Here is a 17068-nt window from a genome sequence, read left to right on the forward strand (position 1 = left end):
CTAGCACATACCTATGGCTAGGCGTATGGGAAAATAACCAACAAGCGATAGCATTTTACAAGTCACGAGGATTTGTCGTCATTGGTACACATGACTTCCTGATGGGTGATATTTGCGATACGGACTTCATAATGAAGCTAGAACTAACCAGTTGATATCTGATATCCAGAGCTTATCTTTTTCCTTAATCTTTAGACCTCAGGTGGTTCAAGCTCCAACACTTCGATGGCGGCCTATAGACACATCATCCATGCCAGATCAACCATTCCGCCAAAGGAAGGCGCTTTTGAATATTACCCACCTTGAGCACACGATTATCGCGCTGATCTTTCAAGGCTTGCTATGGCCGTTTGTTGGCCGCTGGGTGGCGGGTTGTTTGGTGGTGGCCATCTTTTTAGGCCGCGAGATAGCCCAGCATGAATATGCGGGTGGCGGGCCCAACGAGGTGTGGTACCTCTATGGTTTATTCAACCACTGGACGTTGGACTCGTTTTTGGACGTTGCAGCGCCCGCAGCAGCCTGCTGCTTTATCGCGTTAATACTGCCTGGTGGCGGGCTGTGGAAATATGTCAGAGCACGGCGTTAAAAAACCACTTCATACGCATAAAACAGCCATAAAAAAACCGGCGCTCTAATTGATAGAGGCCGGTTTTTGGCTATGAACAGCTAACTACGTAGACTTACGCCGCGATAGCATCGCCCATTTTTTGGCGCAGCTTTTTCATCGCGTTTTTCTCAAGCTGGCGAATACGTTCAGCGCTAACGCCGTACACATCGGCCAAATCATGCAGGGTCGCTTTATTATCGGTCAGCCAGCGGCGCTGCAAAATGTCCCGCGAACGCTCATCCAGACCTTTCAAAGCAAGCTGCAGACGGCGCGTTGAGTCTTCCTCAAAATCACTGTCTTCAAGCTTGGTCGCCGGGTCAGCAGAGGCGTCATCCAAAAAGTAAGCGGGCGCCTGATACGTGCTCTCTTCGTCATCGCTCGGTGAAGCATCATAGCCTGCATCATAAGCGGAAAGGCGGCCTTCCATATCCCGCACGACTTCCGGCTTAACGTCGAGGTCTTTAGCGATGGCATCTACTTCATCGTTGTTCAACCAGGCAAGGCGCTTCTTGGCGCTGCGCAGGTTAAAGAACAGCTTACGCTGAGCTTTCGTCGTGGCGATTTTAACAATCCGCCAGTTACGCAGTACAAATTCGTGTATCTCAGCCTTGATCCAATGAACCGCAAACGATACTAGGCGTACCCCCTGGTTAGGATCAAAACGCTTTACGGCTTTCATCAAGCCGACGTTACCTTCCTGAATCAGGTCTGCCTGGGGCAACCCATAGCCTGAATAACTGCGAGCAATATGCACAACAAAGCGCAAGTGCGAGAGAACCAAGCGGCGCGCAGCCTCTAAATCAGCTTCATCATAAAGACGAAAAGCAAGTTCGCGCTCTTCCTCAACGCTCAGCACCGAAATGCCGTTAACTGCTCGAATGTAGCCGCCCAAGTCGTGACCTGGAGAAAGCTGTCCCACCGGTAGAAGACTAGTGCTCATGTGCAGGTGGTCTCCCTTATCATCTATCGTGATTGACGTACGTAGTTGTAATGACGTCGTTGTATTTACGTCCGCACGCCTCAATTAACCATTAAGACCTTGCCTAAGCGGCAAAGTTCACTTGTTTCTGCTGCCTGTTTTGCCGAAATGTGCTATCGGCTTAAGCCAGATTGCGTCGGCGCTAGCCAGAGTAATAAAACATTATTACCGTTCGCAGACAGCGCCACACACGCTTAGCGGGGGCGGATACTGGAAAGATGACGGGTCACTGCCAGCCAAGCGCCCAACCAACCTAATAGTGTACTGCAGGATAGCAAAATTGTAGAGCCTGTGATATCCAGCTGCGGCAACGAAAAGCTTGCACCATAGCTAGCCGCTAACGCGGCGACCGGCAGCGACAGCCAGTGATTCCCCAAGCCCAGCAAACCCAGCGACAATATACCGCCCCCAAGACCATACCACGCCCCGCTGTATAAAAACGGGCGACGTACAAAAGCGTGCGTGGCACCAATCAGCATGACCACCTCGATTTCGCGGCGTCGGCTTTCAACGGCCAAGCGAATCGTATTACCGACCACCAAGAGCACCCCTAATCCAAACAGCAGACCTAGCGCTAACGCAACGCGTCGGCCAAGTGCAGCCAAATGGCGTAAGCGCTCCACCCAGGCCAAATCCACCCGAACCTCATCAACGCCTGTCAGAGAGGCTAACGAAACAGACAGTTGCTCCATGGATGCCAGCTCCACGCTTTGTGGACGCACCACGATGCTCGCGGGAAGCGGATTAGCATCCAGCCCCGCCAGCGCATCGTCCAGCCCCAGCGACTCTTGAAACTCGACCATACCCTGCTCGGCACTGATCAAGCGCGTCTCTAGCACCGCCTGCTCAGCGCTTACCGCCTCATCAATCCGCGCCGCTTGAGCCGGGTCAACGGTGGTTTCTAAGTACACCGTGAGGGTTGCGCTCTCATCCAGCTCGGCATCCAGCAATCGAGCACTATCCAGCGTCAGCCACAGCGCAGCCGGAAGCACGAGGGCAATAGCAATCGCGAGCATTGTCAGCAGGCTGCCGACGGGGTGGCGCAACAGCCGATAAAAGCTGTCCCAACTCATCGCCCGATGGTGGCGCCCCCAGGCACGTAAACGGCTTGAAAAACGCGTTTGCTGCGAATTGGCTCCGCGCCGTTTGGGAGGTGGGGCTTCCTGACGCTGGGTAGATACTTTGCGCCCCGCTTTCGGTGCAGCGCCTTTTGCGCGACGCGGTGTTGCCGATGGTTTCATACTGCGCCCTCATCAGCCACTAAGCGCCCATCACGCAAGCGCAAAATACGGTGGCGCAAACGAGCAATCAGCGCGAGGTCGTGACTTGCGATCATTACCGTGGTGCCGATGCGATTGAAGTCTTCAAAAAGCGCCATGATATCGGCGGAAAGCTGGGGGTCCAGGTTACCGGTTGGCTCATCGGCCAGGAGAAGCGCGGGCTTATTAACCACCGCTCGGGCAATGCCGACACGCTGCTGCTCACCACCGGAAAGCTCAACGGGCAGCGCCTTCTCACGGTGTAAAAGCCCCACTTTATCGAGCGCGGCGCGCACGCGGCGCGCCGACTCCCGCGGCTCAATGCCTTGAATATCCAGCGGCAGCGAGACGTTATGAAACACGCTTCTATCAAACAGCAGTTGGTGATCCTGAAACACCACCCCAATCTGGCGCCGATAAAAAGGCACCTGGCTTGCATGAAGCTGGGCAATATTGTGCCCCGCCACGATCACACGCCCACGGCTAGGCTTTTCAAGTCGCATAATCAGGCGCAGCAAAGAGCTTTTACCCGCGCCCGAGTGACCGGTCAAAAACACCATTTCACCGCGGGCCACACGAAAGTCCAGATGCGCCAGGGCTTCAAAGCGCCCTCCATAGCGCTTGCCGACATGCTCAAAAGCGATCATGCGCTGGCATCGTCCTCTTGGCGGTCAAACAGTGCGCTAACGAAGTCGTCTGCCTCGAAGGGGCGTAAATCGTCCAGCCCTTCGCCTACGCCGATAAAGCGAATGGGCGTCTCGAGCTGTTTGGCCAAGGCAAAAATAATTCCCCCTTTGGCCGTACCGTCCAGCTTGGTTAGCGTAATCCCCGTGATGGGCACGGCTTCGTGGAATGTGCTCGCCTGCGCAATCGCGTTTTGCCCCGTACCTGCATCCAGCACCAGCATCACTTCATGCGGCGCTGTGCTATCCAGCTTTTGCATCACACGATGGACCTTCTTTAACTCTTCCATCAGATGGCTTTTGTTGTGCAAGCGACCTGCCGTATCGGCAATAAGAATATCTACGCCGCGCGCTTTAGCGGCGGCGACTGCATCATAAATGACCGAAGCGCTATCGGCGCCAGTATGTTGAGCGATGACCGGTACGCTATTGCGCTCTCCCCACACCTTAAGCTGCTCAACCGCCGCCGCCCGGAAGGTATCCCCTGCGGCCAGCATGACGCTTTTTCCCTCGCGCTGAAAACGCTGGGTCAGCTTGCCGATCGTCGTGGTTTTACCCACGCCGTTCACCCCTACTACCAAAATCACAAAGGGGCCGTCCGTTTGCTTACTCAAATCAAGCGGCGTTGCCACCTGCCCAAGCATGGCAGCCAGCTCTTCCTGAAGCGCACGATAAAGCGCCTCAGGGTTATTCAACTCTTTACGCGAGACGCGTGCTTCAAGGCGTCCAATAATCTCGCTGGTCGCTTCAATCCCCACATCCGCCATCAGCAGTTGGGTTTCCAAATCCTCTAAAAGCTCATCATCAATCTGCTTTTTTCCCAAAAACAGATCGGCGATGCCGTCGGTTAAGTTAGCGCGCGTTTTGCCCAGGCCTGACTTAATTCGCGCAAACCAGCCCTTCTTCTCGCCACTAGTGGCCACCGGCTTTTCTTGAAGTGCAGGCTTCTGCTCGGGCTGGCCCTCCGGCTGAACGTCAAGCTCAGTCGGTTCCGGGTCGACTTCAGGCTCAGGAACCGGGCTAATGTCGGGCTCACGCGCTGGCTTAATTTCGGGTTCCGGCGATTCCGGCTTCACCTCGGGAGGCGCAGGTGCGGGCTCAACCTCAGGCTCAGCCGGCTCTGGCTTAACTTCAGGAGGCGCTGGCTTAACCTCAGGAGGCGCTGGCGCGGGCTCAACCTCAGGCTCAGGCGGTTCTGGCTTAACGTCAGGTGGCGCTGGCGCAGGCTCGACCTCAGGCTCAGGCGGCTCTGGCTTAACCTCGGGCTCAGGCTCTGTCACTGGCGCGCCATTTTCAACGTCGGCTAGCGGTTCCTGCGGCGGCGCGTCAAGCTGCGCATCATCATTGAGTTCCTGCGGGCGTTGCTCTTGCGGCTCCTGTTGGGAGTCGTGCTTTTTCTTACGTTTGAAAAAACCAAACATGGGAGTCATCCGACTTAAAAGGTGAACATTGTGACCATCCTACCACCGCCAACCAAGACTTTGGATAAGTAGCCCGCTACAATCCCCGATATGACACGACAACGCTCCTCTCGCCCATCCGCTTCCAAAGGCACGCCCACCCGGCAGCCTGGCAAGCTTCGTATTATCGGTGGTGATTTTCGCCGCCGCCAGCTACCTGTGCTTGACCGGCCCGGCTTACGGCCAACGCCAGACAGAGTACGTGAAACGCTGTTTAACTGGCTGGGGCAGCAGCTCTATGGCCAACATGTGCTGGACCTGTTCGCGGGCACCGGCGCACTGGGTATTGAAGCGCTTTCGCGCGGTGCCGCTCACGTTGACTTTATCGAACGTGACAACAGTGTAGCCGCCTACATTACTCAAAACCTGGCCACGCTTGGCGCAACCCAAGGCCAAGTCACTGCATGCGATGCAAACACGTTTTTGAGCCAGCCGCCTAGCCCTTATCACCTGGTATTTCTTGACCCACCCTTTCACAAGGGGCTTGCTACACGTTGCTGTAACGCACTGGAGACTCTTGGCTGGCTCGCGCCCGACGCCATGATTTACCTGGAAACCGAACGCTCATTAGACCCAACGCCTCCTGCTAACTGGCAGCTACACCGCGAAACCCAAGCGGGTGAAAGTACTGCCCGGCTTTATCAACGCCAGACCCCGTAAACAGCGCTTGCCGATGACGCCTACGGGCGTTACGCTCGCTTGATTCAACCTGTTGGCACGCCTGTTGTTTGTTTTTATAACCTGGAGGTTTACATGAGCCTGGAACTGTTCAATCAGCTTGAGCAAAAAGTCACCGATACGGTGGAAGCGTTGGAAATGATGAAGCTGGAAAATGAAGAGCTGCGCGACGAAAACACCAAACTCAAGCAAGAGCGCGAAGAGTGGGAACGCCGTTTGAACAGCTTACTCAGCAAGTTTGAAGGGATCGCTAACTAAGCGTACGCGACATTAGCAGTGCGTCTTCACGCCCGGCAGCACCCTGTACTGCCGGGTAATAGCCTTTACGCTGCCCATCCACCTCAAAATCAAAACGTTGATAAAGGCTAATCGCAGCCTTGTTGCTCGCCCGCACTTCCAGCAGTAAACGCTCACTTTGCCACTCAGCCGCTTTTAACATCACTGCCTGCATTAACCCATACCCCAGCCCTAAATGGCGGTGAGCAGGGTCTACGCCAATGGCTTGAAGCTCAGCATCAAAGGGTAAGCGCGCTACCAGCGCATAGCCTACCAGGACATTTTCTTGAAAACAGCCCACTACGCAGGCATCCGTATCGGTTAATGCCGCATTAAGCTGGCGCTCACTCGCTCCACTTTGGGCCTGCGCTTCAAGAGTGACTAAGCGTAGGCCGTCGCTTGCCTGAAGCTCAGCGATCATTGTCGGGGTCATTGAGTGTTTTCCACTGCTGGCCTAATGCGTGCAGCTGGGGCCAAAGGTCACGCTTGGCAGCGCCATTTTTAACAAGATGTTCAAGCGCTACGCCCTGCCATATCGGCAGTTCCAGCGTATCGCTACGCGCTTGCTGAATATTCAAAACGCTAAGGATATCAGCAGCGCTATCGTCTTCGGGTTGCTCCCCCCACCAGAGTACGCGCTCAAGCGCCCAGCCCTGTCGACTCGCACAGCCTGACATAAACGCAGAGAGCCCTTCTCTGGCTTCTTCAAGAGGGTCTTCTGCAAAGGTATTGGCCATTAACGGCCACTTAAACAGCGTGACGCTGGATAACGCATCCGGCGCGATACCAACGGCCTGCCAAATGTTGGCAAGCAGGCGCTGCGCCTGGGGCGTTATCTCGCCAGGGTGCAAGCTCAACCATCGCTGTCCTATACACACGCAGGAAAGCGAAAATTGCAGCGGTTTAGCTGATACCGCAGGCGTCGAGCCAGGTACGGCTTCAATGGGTACTGATTCAACGGGCATTGGTTCAGTAGGCGGCTTATCCGCTGGCGCTTGGCCGAGCAAAGCACGCACTGAAGAAGGCGCTGGCGCAGGCGAGTTAACGCTTGGTGCCTTGGGCTCGCTACGCGGGGTTGGCGCATCGTCAAGCAACGCCTGGAGACGCTCACGCGGGGGCGTTCTTTCCGGCGGCGTCTCATCCCACTCGCAAGCTTCGGTCGGCAGCGCATTGGGCAGTTGATAGCGCGATGCCCAGGCGGTAATGCCCATGGCATCCAGATAGTGGCGCCGGGTAACCTCTGGCGTCACTGGCCGCCGCCACGACAGTTGGGTGAATCAGGACGTTCTCCGCCTCTCGCCTGCCATTCAACCGGCGTATAAAGATGCAAAGCTAGCGCGTGCACCGGGCCGGAAAGCTCATCGGCCAACAGTGCGTAGATTTTCTGGTGACGCTTCACCGGCATCAGGCCATCGAAAATGTCACTAACCAGCGTTACCTTGAAGTGGGTTTCGGAGTTGGCGGGCACGCTGTGCATGTGGCTTTCGTTCTCCACGCGCACTACTTCAGGCACTAGCGCCGCTAACTTCTGTTCAATCTGTGCTTGCACCGTCATTAATGCTCTCCTCGATATTCAACATTTTTATTGTACGCGCTTACTAGCCACCAGACGATGCCCGGCGTTCAACCAGTGCACGCCGGGCAAGCGACACTCTTGAAAGGCTTGCCAAAAGCGCCAGAAACGACGTTGCCGCTCCCAGCCAGAGGGTTATCTGAACCTCAAACCCAAGCGCTAATGCTGCCCCAACTATCGCCACCCCAAACGACTGACCTACCGTGCGAATAGTGCTCATCACGCCTGACACACTGGCACTGCGCTCCGCCGGAAGGCTGCCCATCATTTCGCGGTTATTGGGTGGCTGGAACAGACCAAAACCGATACCGCACAGCGCCGTACGCCATAGGCTTTCCATGACGCCCATGGTTTCATCCACCAGTGCCAGCGCGACCAGACCGATAATGATCAACCCCAGGCCGGTGCTTGAAAGCACGCTTGGATTGATTCGATCCGCCAAACGACCCGCCAACGGCCCTACCAGCATGATCCCAAGCGGCCACGGGGTAAACAGCCAAGCGGTCTCCAGGGGCGAAAGCCCCATTTGCTCCTGATAATAAAACGACAGCGCGACAAAGGTCAGACCCTGACCAATAAACGCAAGGCCTGAGGCGGATACCGCAAGCGTAAAGCGCTTTTCAGCAAACATACTCAGCGGTAGCAAGGGATAAAGCGCGCGACGTTGGCGCATAATAAATCCGGCAGCACTTGCTATGGTAAGCAGTATCCAGGCGCCCAACAGGCCAAACGGTGCTGCGTGCCCCACCGCGTCCATGGCCAGAAAGAAACTCGCCAGCATCAGCATGGACAACAGCGCCCCCAGAACATCAAAACTTCCTTGCCGGGGCTTATCCCGAGGCAGTGCGCGCTTGGCAAACCATAACGAGCACAGCCCCAGGGGCAGATTAAGCGCAAACAACCACGGCCAGTCCGCAAAAGATAAAATAACACCGCTCAGCGTTGGCCCTGCGGCATAACCACCCGCGACAACGAGCGCACTTAACCCTAACGCACTACCCAATAGGCGTGAGGGAAATATCGCCCGGTAAAGCGAAGGGCCAATAGAGAGCGTGGCGGCGGCGCCTAGCCCCTGCAAGGCACGAAACACCAGCAGCGTTTCTAAATTACGTGACAGTGCCGCCCCCAATGCGCCCACCATAAACGTGCCAAGCCCAAACAGATAAATACGCCGCCGCGTTACCAGCTCGCTGACCCCGGCAAACACCAGTAAGAAGGCGGCACACACCACCTGAAACATGTTGGCGATCCACACCGAGCGTGCAGCAGAGGCGTTTAAGTCTGCTGCAATGGTCGGCAGCGCCAAATTAATCATGGTGGTGTCCATCACCGCCATTAGCGTGCCAGTAATCAGGGCCAATACCGCCAAGGCACGCTCCGGCCCGGGCAGGCCGTCGTCTCCAGGACGGGTTTGAAACAGTCGCATGAGTGGGGTATTCCTAAAACGAAACGGCTAACACGTTAAAACCGGCCTAAGCCGGTTTTAACGTGTCTGAGCACAACTGCCCAAGAGCAGAGAAGTGCGTCATGAGTTACGTCATGATGAGATAGCGCCTAACTAGTGCCGAACGTTAATCCTGGTCGCTGTCGAGCAGTAACGCATCATCAACGTCAGAAATTTCAAGCGCTGTCTCATCATCCAGATCGATGGCGAGATAACTGTGCTCAACGCTAAGAAATGACTTGAACAGCGCCCAATCAAGCGGCTCTGGCCATTGGCGCTCATCCTCTTCCCAAGCGCGCAACTCGGTTTCGAGGATTTCTACATAGCGGTCGTGCACGAAGGTTTCGAGCGCTTCCGGGGTATCCATTTCAGGAATCAGGTAAATGGTACTTTCACGTTCGACGTCGTCCAGTGTCAGGTCGTCGTCTCCCATGGTGGGTTCCAGCGCATTGATCCAGTCCACAAAGGGCTGGGTCGGCCTGACGCTCAGAGCGGAGCGGTTTAGCAGTTTCATGGGATTCTCCTCGCCGTCGAAACGTTGACCATTATGGGCGCTAAATCGCGCCCTTACCAACTTTTAGTCTACCTCATTCCATCCAGCGTGCTACTCAGCCTCAGGGCGCATTGCTGGGAACAGCAATACATCACGTATGGACGCGCTGTCGGTAAACAGCATGACCAAACGATCAATCCCGATACCCTCACCGGCGGTAGGCGGCATGCCGTACTCCAGTGCACGCACGTAGTCAGCATCGTAGTACATCGCTTCCAGGTCGCCTGCATCTTTCTCGGCGGCTTGTGCGCGGAAGCGCTCGGCCTGGTCCTCGGCATCGTTTAGCTCCGAGAAGCCGTTGGCAATTTCACGCCCGCCCACAAAGAACTCGAAGCGGTCAGTGACAAACGGATTAGCATCGTTGCGGCGCGCCAGCGGGCTGACTTCAGCCGGGTATTCGGTAATAAACGTCGGCTGGTCGAGCTTATGCTCGGCCACTTCTTCGAAAATTTCCGTTTGGACTTTCCCCAGGCCCCAGCTGTCTTTGACCTTGATGCCCAGCGCCTGAGCGGTCACGCGCGCCGCTTCAAGGCTACCCAGGTCTGCATCGGTAATGCCATCACCGTGATCCAGAATCGACTGTTTAAGCGTCAATCGCTTGAACGGCTGGCCAAAGTCGTAGCTTGCCCCTTGGTACTCAAGCGTGGTGGTGCCCAGCACTTCTTCGGCTGCAGTGCGCAGCATCGCTTCGGTCATATCCATCAGGTCGTTATAGTCGGCATACGCCCAGTAGAATTCGACCATGGTGAATTCAGGATTGTGCCGCGTCGAAAGACCTTCATTACGGAAGTTGCGGTTGATTTCGAAGACTTTCTCGAAACCACCCACCACCAAACGCTTAAGATAAAGCTCAGGCGCGATGCGCAGATACATATCCATATCCAGCGCGTTGTGGTGAGTCACAAACGGACGCGCCGTCGCACCGCCAGGAATCGCCTGAAGCATCGGCGTTTCCACTTCCATAAAGCCACGCGTTTCAAAGAAACGGCGCATGGAGCTGATCACCGCCGCCCGCGTTTCAAACGCTTTGCGCGACTGCGGGTTCATGATCAGATCCACATAGCGCTGGCGATAGCGCGCCTCCTGGTCCGTCAGGCCGTGGAATTTATCCGGCAGCGGGCGCAGGCTCTTGGTCAGAAGCTGGGCATCGACCATCATCACGTACAGGTCGCCCTTACCGGATTTATGCACCGGGCCGCGCGCCGCCACGATGTCACCAATATCCCAGCTCTTGATGTCATCAAGCACATCCGCCGGCAGGCCTTTTTTATCCACGTAAAGCTGGATCTGCCCCGCCACGTCCTGAATCACGATAAACGGACCGCGCTGGCGCATGATGCGCCCCGCCACGGATGCGTGATGGTCAAGCGTTTCCAGCTCGGCTTTTTCCTTCTCGCCCAGCCGTTCCTGCAGCTCAACGGTCAGGCTATCGCGGCGAAAGTCATTCGGGAAAGCACTCTTCCCTTGCTCTGCGGCCAGCTCACGACGCGCGGTGAGCTTGGCGCGACGTTCAGCAATAAGATGATTTTCGTTTTCAGGAGAAGACGCGTCTTGGTTAGCCATGGGGCACCCTATTCATGTTCGAACGCTAAAAAGATTACAAACCCTGCTTGAGACTGGCGACGATAAACTGGTCCAGGTCGCCGTCGAGTACCTTGTCACAGTTGCTGGACTGCACGCCGGTGCGCAAATCCTTGATACGCTGGTCATCAAGCACGTAAGAGCGAATCTGGCTGCCCCAGCCGATATCGGCCTTGGAGTCTTCCGCTTCCTGCTTGGCGGCATTACGCTTTTGCATTTCATGCTCCCAGAGCCTCGCCTTTAACTGCTTCATGGCGAAGTCACGGTTGGCATGCTGGCTACGCTGGTTCTGGCAAGCCACCACAATACCGGTAGGTTCGTGGGTAATCCGCACCGCTGAATCGGTGGTGTTAACGTGCTGACCGCCCGCACCGCTGGAGCGATACGTATCAACGCGCAGGTCCGAAGGGTTAATATCAACCTCGAAACTGTCATCAACTTCCGGGGACATGAATACCGACGCAAACGACGTATGACGACGGCCGCCGGAGTCGAACGGGCTTTTACGCACCAGCCGGTGAACACCGGTTTCAGTACGCAGCCAACCGAACGCATAGTCACCCTGAACATGCAGCGAGGCCGACTTAATACCTGCGACTTCGCCTGCGGAGATTTCGGTTATTTCAGCCTTGAACCCGTGGCTTTCTGCCCAGCGCAGATACATGCGCAGCAGAATATTGGCCCAGTCCTGCGCTTCCGTACCGCCCGAACCGGATTGAATATCCAGGTAGGCGTTATTTTCATCCATTTCGCCGGAGAACATGCGACGAAATTCGAGCTTTTCAAGCGCGACCTGAAGGCCATCAAGCTCTTGGCGCACTTCTTCAACCGTGTCCTCATCCTCTTCCATCTCGGCGAGTTCCAGAAGGTCGCGGCTGTCGCCAAGGCCTTGGTCCAGTTCGTCGATGGTTGCCACAATGGCTTCCAGGGAAGAGCGCTCTTTACCCAGCTTTTGTGCGTAGTCCGGGTCGTTCCAGACATTCGGGTCTTCGAGCTCGCGAGAGACTTCTTCTAGCCGATCTTTACGCTCGGCATAGTCAAAGATACCCCCTAAGAACGTCTGTCCGCTCAGACAGGTCCTTGATCTGGTTATGTATCGGGTTGGTTTCCAACATGGATCGCCCTGGCCTTGGTCAATATGACATGGTTCAAAAGAAAGACGCGCCGCTGTGGCATCTTGGCTTGATGATTCCAAGCCAGCACCACAGCGGCGAAATTCTGAAAACCCATTGTAACGAAACCTGGCGTTTCTCGCATCCACTCGCCATGACGACGAATGCCTGAACCCGGCGAGTGCCGGGTTCAGAAGTAGAGCTACCGATTTAGCGCGTGAGAAACGTATTTCACCAAGACGTCTAAAACATGGGCTTAAAAACGATCAGTTTAAAAACGATAGGTTAGCTGAGCACCGAAACCGTGGGCTTCGTTTTTATAGCCGGCGGAGTAGGTAGATGTAATGGGCGGTGTCTGCTGTCCAGCCACAGTGAAGCTATCCGTCTTTGTTTGATCCACTTGGGTTGAGCGCTCGGTTAGATAAGAGTAAGCGAAATCAAGCGTTAGGTCCGGTGTAGGGCTCCAGCCAGCACCCAGCGAGAAGATACGCCGGTCATCAGAAGGAATACGCACACTGCGTGTCGTATCCTGCGTTGGTGTAAAGTCCAGCGCTACCCCTGCTCGCAACGCCAGTTCAGGTGTCAACTGATACTCGCCGCCGGTGGAGAATGCCCAAGCATTGGAGTAATTTTGCTGTTCGTTAGTGATCTCTTCACGCTCAGTGCCGGTAACAAGGATTTGATCAAAGCGACTCCAGCGAGCCCAGGAAGCCCCAAACATGAGTTTGAGGTTGTCGCTCATTTGCTGGGTTATCGAGAAGTTAACCGTCTCAGGCGTAGTCAAGTCCAGTGCAGCCGTATCCGTTACGGTTCCAATACCTAACTGATCAAGCACAGGGGAGCTTGCGGAAAAGCTACCGTCCAAATTGAAGTCAACTTTTGAGCGATACGTTAAACCAAACGTGGTTTCAGGCACCGGTTGGTAAATCACCCCCAGGTTATATCCCCATGCGTCATCATCACCTTCAACACGTGAATCCACCTCAGTAACGATCGGAGCCCCATTGGCTGCCTGCCCAACCGCAACGGGCACCTGTCGGTGCAGTTCGCCATCAACGCGGTTATAGGTAATCCCCAACCCGACGCCCCACTGCTCGTTAAAGCGGTAGGAGACGGTTGGCTGGGCAGTCATTACCTTCACCTCCGTATAATTCCCCTGGTTACGCCCCTCGAAACCACCTTCATACTCTGTTTTTGAACCAAACGGTGCATATACGCCGAAACCAAACGCTAACTGCTCATTGACCGGTTGTGCATAAAAAGCAAAAGGAACCAGCGTACCGGGCACCATGTCACCTTCATTGGTTCCTTCTACTGACCCCAAAGGCAGTGAGCCCGCAGGCGTTTCCAAAGAACGCCCAGAGGTAGCATTATTGACATCGGTATTGACATGAAGATAGGTGCCCCCCACCGTGATCTGCGCACGATCAAGGAACGACATACCTGCCGGGTTACCGTACACAATAGAGGCATCGTGTACGTTAGAACTGCGCCCAGCATGACCATAGCCTTGGCCGCTAACGCTTTGCTCGTTAATTTGATAACCGCCAGCGTGTGCCTGGCTTGCGAAGACAGCTGCCGAAACCGCAGCTGCTAGAGTGAGCTTATTAAATTTATTATACATGGTTGGCCTCTTGTCCCGATGATCCTGTGGATGGCGACATCCGCTGGTACTGTTTTTATAGCGTAGGCATACACTTCAGTTTTCGCCCAATGTGGCCTTTGGTTCAAGGGCAAACGAGCGTTTTATTTTGTTTTTCGCTCATACATTAGTCGTACGACCGTTTTAAATCATTGTTTTATTCGTTTTAAGCCCTTTTTAGCGAATTATTGAACAGCCCTTCTTGACCTGCGTGTTACCCATAGGTTTTACACTACGTGCATTCCCACCGCTTACTAACAGCGGACAAAAACGTAAGGAGTGCGCGATGAAAGTCAGCGAGCTTGCCAAACAGGGCGGTGTAACGGCAGAGACAGTTCGCCACTACACCCGCGAAGGCTTACTTCTCCCGAGCCGCCAACCAGATAACGGCTATCAGCTTTTCTCAAGCACCGACCTTGAGCGGCTGCACTTTATTCAGCGTGCACGCAAGCTGGGGTTTAGCGTAGCGGAGATACGCGACATTCTCCTGCATGCCGACCAGGGCGACTCGCCCTGCCCGCTGGTGCGCGACCTGCTCGCCTGCCGCCTGCCGCAGATCCGTACACGGATTGCCGAACTTGAAGCGCTGGCCCAGCGAATGGAGCAAGCGCTGGAAAGCTGGGAGCACATGCCAGACGGCACACCTGATGGGCATAGCGTGTGCCGCCTTATTGAAAGCTTTCCCGATGAGTCCTCTTCCAGGGAGGCCTTATGAACGACACAACCACTTCACGTCATACGGTTTTCCGTACGGTAGGTGGCATGAGCTGCCAGGGCTGCGTTAAGCGGATGCGCGAGGCGATTCAGGCAGAAGACCCAGCGGCTGAGGTAGTGGGCACCCCAGCTGAAAAACGCCTTGAAGTTACTACAAGCCTGGACGATAGCCGCCTGAACACGGCGCTGGAAAAAGCCGGCTACCCGGCCAGCAGCGAACCCGCCTCGCCGACAGCGCCTGAAGCACCGCCAGAGGCAGCTGAGATACCGGCCACAGCTGCCAACCTGCGCTTGGCAATTAGCGGCATGACCTGCGCCAGCTGCGTTAAAAGCGTTCAGAATGCACTGAAAAATACCCACGGGGTAGAAGCCGCCAGCGTTAACTTCGCGACCCACACCGCCCAGGTAATGGGCAGTGCCGATACACAAGCCCTTATCAACGCAGTCGCCTCAGCGGGCTACACGGCGGAGCCAATTGTGGATATGCGTGAAGCCGAGCGCGTTCGCACCGAGCAAGATGCCACTACCTATCGGCAGCGGCTGCGGGGTAGCACCATCGCGCTGGCATTGGCCATCCCCCTGATGCTCAGCATGTTTATCTATCATCCCCACGTTATAGGCCTGGGCCGCGTTTACTGGCTGGTGATTGGTATCTTGACCCTGGGCGTGCTTGCCTTTCCCGGGCGCCACTTTTTTGTCAATGCGTGGAAGAATCTCAAACGCCACCAGGCCAATATGGATACATTGGTGGCGATGGGTACGGGCACCGCTTGGCTCTACTCCATGGCGGTGGTGCTGTTTGCACCCTGGTTGCCTGAAATAGCCCAAGGAATCTACTTTGAAGCCTCGGCGATGGTGGTTGGGCTTATCCTGCTGGGTAACGCCATGGAGCTTCGCGCCCGTGGGCGTACCAGCAACGCGCTAAAGCGCCTGCTTGATTTGCAAAGCCGCACGGCACGCGTCATTCGCGACGGCCAAGAGCAGGAAATAGACGTGGATGATGTTCGTGAAGGCGACCAACTCCGCGTGCGCCCCGGCGAGCGCTTACCCGTTGATGGCGAAGTCACCGAAGGCCAGAGCCATATTGATGAGTCCATGTTGACCGGTGAGCCGCTGGCCGTCAGCAAGCAAACCGGCGATGACGTCAGCGCAGGCACGGTCAACGGCCAGGGCGGGCTGGTATATCGCGCGACCCGTGTGGGCCGCGATACCCGGCTTGGGCAAATCACCGAGCAGGTCGCCAGCGCCCAGAATTCGCGCCCGCCAATTGGTGAGCTGGCGGATAAAGTATCGAGCATCTTCGTGCCGTCCGTCATCATTATTGCCGTACTGGCGGCACTTGCGTGGTTTAACGTTGGCCCTGAGCCACGCGTGATTCATATGCTGGTGGCGGCCACCACCGTACTGATTATTGCCTGCCCCTGCGCACTGGGCCTTGCTACCCCCATTTCCACCATGATTGGCGTGGGCAAGGCCGCCGAACAGGGCGTGCTGGTAAGAAGCGGCGAAGCGCTACAAACCGCCAGCAAGCTCACCACGCTGGTGGTGGATAAAACCGGCACGCTCACCGAAGGCAAACCCAGTGTCACCGATGCACAGCTGTTTGGCATGAATCAAACCACTGCGCTGGGCCTGGTTCATGCCCTGGAGCGTGGTTCTGAGCATCCGCTGGCGGCAGCCCTTATCGCTTACGCGGATGCTCAGGGCGCCGCGCCTGCTGAGATTCAAGGGTTTGAAAGTGTTACGGGTGGTGGCGTAAAAGCCGAAACCCGCGATGGAAAAGCGCTGCTGCTGGGCAATGCGCGCCTGCTTGAGGCTGCCGGAGTTGATCTTTCATCTGCCCAGCAAGCGGTTAACACGCTACAACACAAGGCGCGTACGCTGGTATATCTGGCAGTGGATAATCAGCTAGCGGCGCTCTTCGGGATTAGCGACCCACTACGTCACGATGCCGTCGCGGCCGTTAAGCGCTTGCAGCAGGATGGACTGAACGTGGTCATGCTGACCGGCGATAACCAGCATAGCGCCGCGGCGATTGCCCGCGAAGTAGGCATTACAACGTTCAAAGCGGGCCTGACACCCGAGGACAAGCACGCTGAGATTGAGCGCTTACAGCAGGCAGGCGAAATCGTCGGCATGGTGGGCGACGGTATTAACGATGCCCCGGCGCTGGCGCGCGCTAACGTCGGCTTTGCGATTGGCCAGGGGACGGATATTGCCATGGAAAGCGCGGGGATCACCCTCATGCGTGGGTCGCTTCACGGCGTGGCCTCAGCCATTGAAATCAGCCGCGCCACGCTTGCCAACATCAAGCAGAACCTGGTGGGCGCCTTTGGTTATAACGTGCTGTGCATCCCGGTTGCGGCAGGCTTGCTCTACCCGGTAACCGGCATGCTGCTTTCACCGATTATCGCGGGGGTCGCCATGTCGCTCTCCTCCATCACCGTGGTGAGTAATGCCAATCGCCTGCGGTTCTGGAAGCCCACTCAACAGGAGGCCTCATGAGC

The 17068-nt window shown here is 56.0% G+C and carries 18 protein-coding genes; 6 read left to right on the plus strand and 12 right to left on the minus strand.

Annotation, left to right across the window (positions count from 1 at the left end):
• Positions 1-286 precede the first annotated feature (286 nt).
• A complete protein-coding gene (locus ACT3TC_RS14220; RefSeq protein WP_444640453.1) occupies positions 287-586 on the plus strand; it encodes a hypothetical protein in 300 nt (99 codons plus the stop codon).
• 94 nt (positions 587-680) lie between these two features.
• Here the strand turns inward: ACT3TC_RS14220 and rpoH are convergent, their stop codons facing one another.
• The 4 genes from rpoH to ftsY form a co-directional block, all read right to left on the minus strand.
• Positions 681-1547, minus strand: a complete 867-nt coding sequence (rpoH, locus tag ACT3TC_RS14225) for an RNA polymerase sigma factor RpoH (protein ID WP_087110047.1) — start codon at positions 1545-1547, stop codon at positions 681-683.
• 233 nt (positions 1548-1780) lie between these two features.
• Positions 1781-2827: a permease-like cell division protein FtsX gene (ftsX, locus tag ACT3TC_RS14230; RefSeq protein WP_444640455.1), complete on the minus strand. Its 1047-nt coding sequence runs from the start codon at positions 2825-2827 to the stop codon at positions 1781-1783.
• Positions 2824-3492: a cell division ATP-binding protein FtsE gene (gene ftsE / locus ACT3TC_RS14235; protein WP_444640456.1), complete on the minus strand. Its 669-nt coding sequence runs from the start codon at positions 3490-3492 to the stop codon at positions 2824-2826. Before ftsE ends, ftsX begins: the two co-directional genes overlap by 4 nt.
• Positions 3489-4949: a signal recognition particle-docking protein FtsY gene (ftsY, locus tag ACT3TC_RS14240; protein ID WP_444640458.1), complete on the minus strand. Its 1461-nt coding sequence runs from the start codon at positions 4947-4949 to the stop codon at positions 3489-3491. The genes ftsE and ftsY overlap by 4 nt, the downstream gene beginning before the upstream one ends.
• A gap of 90 nt (positions 4950-5039) precedes the next feature.
• On the opposite strand from ftsY, the gene rsmD reads away from it, so the two are divergent.
• Positions 5040-5648 carry a 16S rRNA (guanine(966)-N(2))-methyltransferase RsmD gene (gene rsmD / locus ACT3TC_RS14245; RefSeq protein WP_444640460.1) on the plus strand — a complete coding sequence of 203 codons (609 nt, stop codon included), beginning with the start codon at positions 5040-5042 and terminating at the stop codon, positions 5646-5648.
• 93 nt (positions 5649-5741) lie between these two features.
• Complete coding sequence (gene zapB, locus ACT3TC_RS14250) at positions 5742-5924, plus strand: cell division protein ZapB (RefSeq protein ID WP_172118518.1); 183 nt, start codon at positions 5742-5744, stop codon at positions 5922-5924.
• Here the strand turns inward: zapB and ACT3TC_RS14255 are convergent.
• From ACT3TC_RS14255 to prfB, 7 genes are all read right to left on the minus strand, one after another.
• On the minus strand, positions 5917-6375 hold the full coding sequence (locus ACT3TC_RS14255; RefSeq protein ID WP_444640462.1) for a GNAT family N-acetyltransferase: 459 nt from the start codon (positions 6373-6375) through the stop codon (positions 5917-5919). The two genes, zapB and ACT3TC_RS14255, sit on opposite strands and share 8 nt — an antisense overlap.
• Positions 6353-7192 carry a hypothetical protein gene (locus ACT3TC_RS14260; RefSeq protein ID WP_444640464.1) on the minus strand — a complete coding sequence of 280 codons (840 nt, stop codon included), beginning with the start codon at positions 7190-7192 and terminating at the stop codon, positions 6353-6355. The genes ACT3TC_RS14255 and ACT3TC_RS14260 overlap by 23 nt, the downstream gene beginning before the upstream one ends.
• Positions 7189-7497 carry a BolA family protein gene (locus ACT3TC_RS14265; protein ID WP_172118521.1) on the minus strand — a complete coding sequence of 103 codons (309 nt, stop codon included), beginning with the start codon at positions 7495-7497 and terminating at the stop codon, positions 7189-7191. Before ACT3TC_RS14265 ends, ACT3TC_RS14260 begins: the two co-directional genes overlap by 4 nt.
• 43 nt (positions 7498-7540) lie before the next feature.
• Entirely contained in the window at positions 7541-8941 is a 1401-nt protein-coding gene (locus ACT3TC_RS14270) for an MFS transporter (protein WP_444640465.1), read from the minus strand.
• A 145-nt stretch (positions 8942-9086) separates the two neighbouring features.
• Entirely contained in the window at positions 9087-9473 is a 387-nt protein-coding gene (locus ACT3TC_RS14275; RefSeq protein WP_172118523.1) for a hypothetical protein, read from the minus strand.
• 90 nt (positions 9474-9563) lie between these two features.
• The gene (lysS, locus tag ACT3TC_RS14280; protein WP_444630226.1) at positions 9564-11075 is read right to left on the minus strand and encodes a lysine--tRNA ligase; all 1512 of its coding nucleotides are present in this window, start codon (positions 11073-11075) and stop codon (positions 9564-9566) included.
• A gap of 34 nt (positions 11076-11109) precedes the next feature.
• Positions 11110-12208 (minus strand): peptide chain release factor 2 gene (gene prfB, locus ACT3TC_RS14285; protein WP_172118525.1). Its coding sequence is split into 2 segments (ribosomal slippage): positions 11110-12132 and positions 12134-12208, totalling 1098 coding nucleotides; the frame shifts between segments, so codons are not numbered across the junction.
• Here prfB and ACT3TC_RS14290 point away from each other — a divergent pair.
• A complete protein-coding gene (locus ACT3TC_RS14290; protein WP_193055187.1) occupies positions 12207-12377 on the plus strand; it encodes a hypothetical protein in 171 nt (56 codons plus the stop codon). The genes prfB and ACT3TC_RS14290 overlap by 2 nt on opposite strands.
• 99 nt (positions 12378-12476) lie before the next feature.
• Here ACT3TC_RS14290 and ACT3TC_RS14295 read toward each other — a convergent pair whose 3' ends face one another.
• Complete coding sequence (locus tag ACT3TC_RS14295; protein WP_193055186.1) at positions 12477-13829, minus strand: OmpP1/FadL family transporter; 1353 nt, start codon at positions 13827-13829, stop codon at positions 12477-12479.
• A 304-nt stretch (positions 13830-14133) separates the two neighbouring features.
• Between ACT3TC_RS14295 and ACT3TC_RS14300 the strand changes: the two genes are divergently transcribed.
• Together ACT3TC_RS14300 and ACT3TC_RS14305 are read left to right on the plus strand one after the other, a co-directional pair.
• A complete protein-coding gene (locus ACT3TC_RS14300) occupies positions 14134-14562 on the plus strand; it encodes a MerR family transcriptional regulator (protein WP_444640466.1) in 429 nt (142 codons plus the stop codon).
• Positions 14559-17066 carry a heavy metal translocating P-type ATPase gene (locus tag ACT3TC_RS14305; RefSeq protein ID WP_444640468.1) on the plus strand — a complete coding sequence of 836 codons (2508 nt, stop codon included), beginning with the start codon at positions 14559-14561 and terminating at the stop codon, positions 17064-17066. Before ACT3TC_RS14300 ends, ACT3TC_RS14305 begins: the two co-directional genes overlap by 4 nt.
• The last annotated feature ends 2 nt before the right edge of the window (positions 17067-17068 follow it).

Origin of the sequence: Halomonas sp. AOP27-A1-41, from assembly GCF_052378605.1 — a bacterium.
Lineage (GTDB): Bacteria > Pseudomonadota > Gammaproteobacteria > Pseudomonadales > Halomonadaceae > Vreelandella > Vreelandella citrativorans.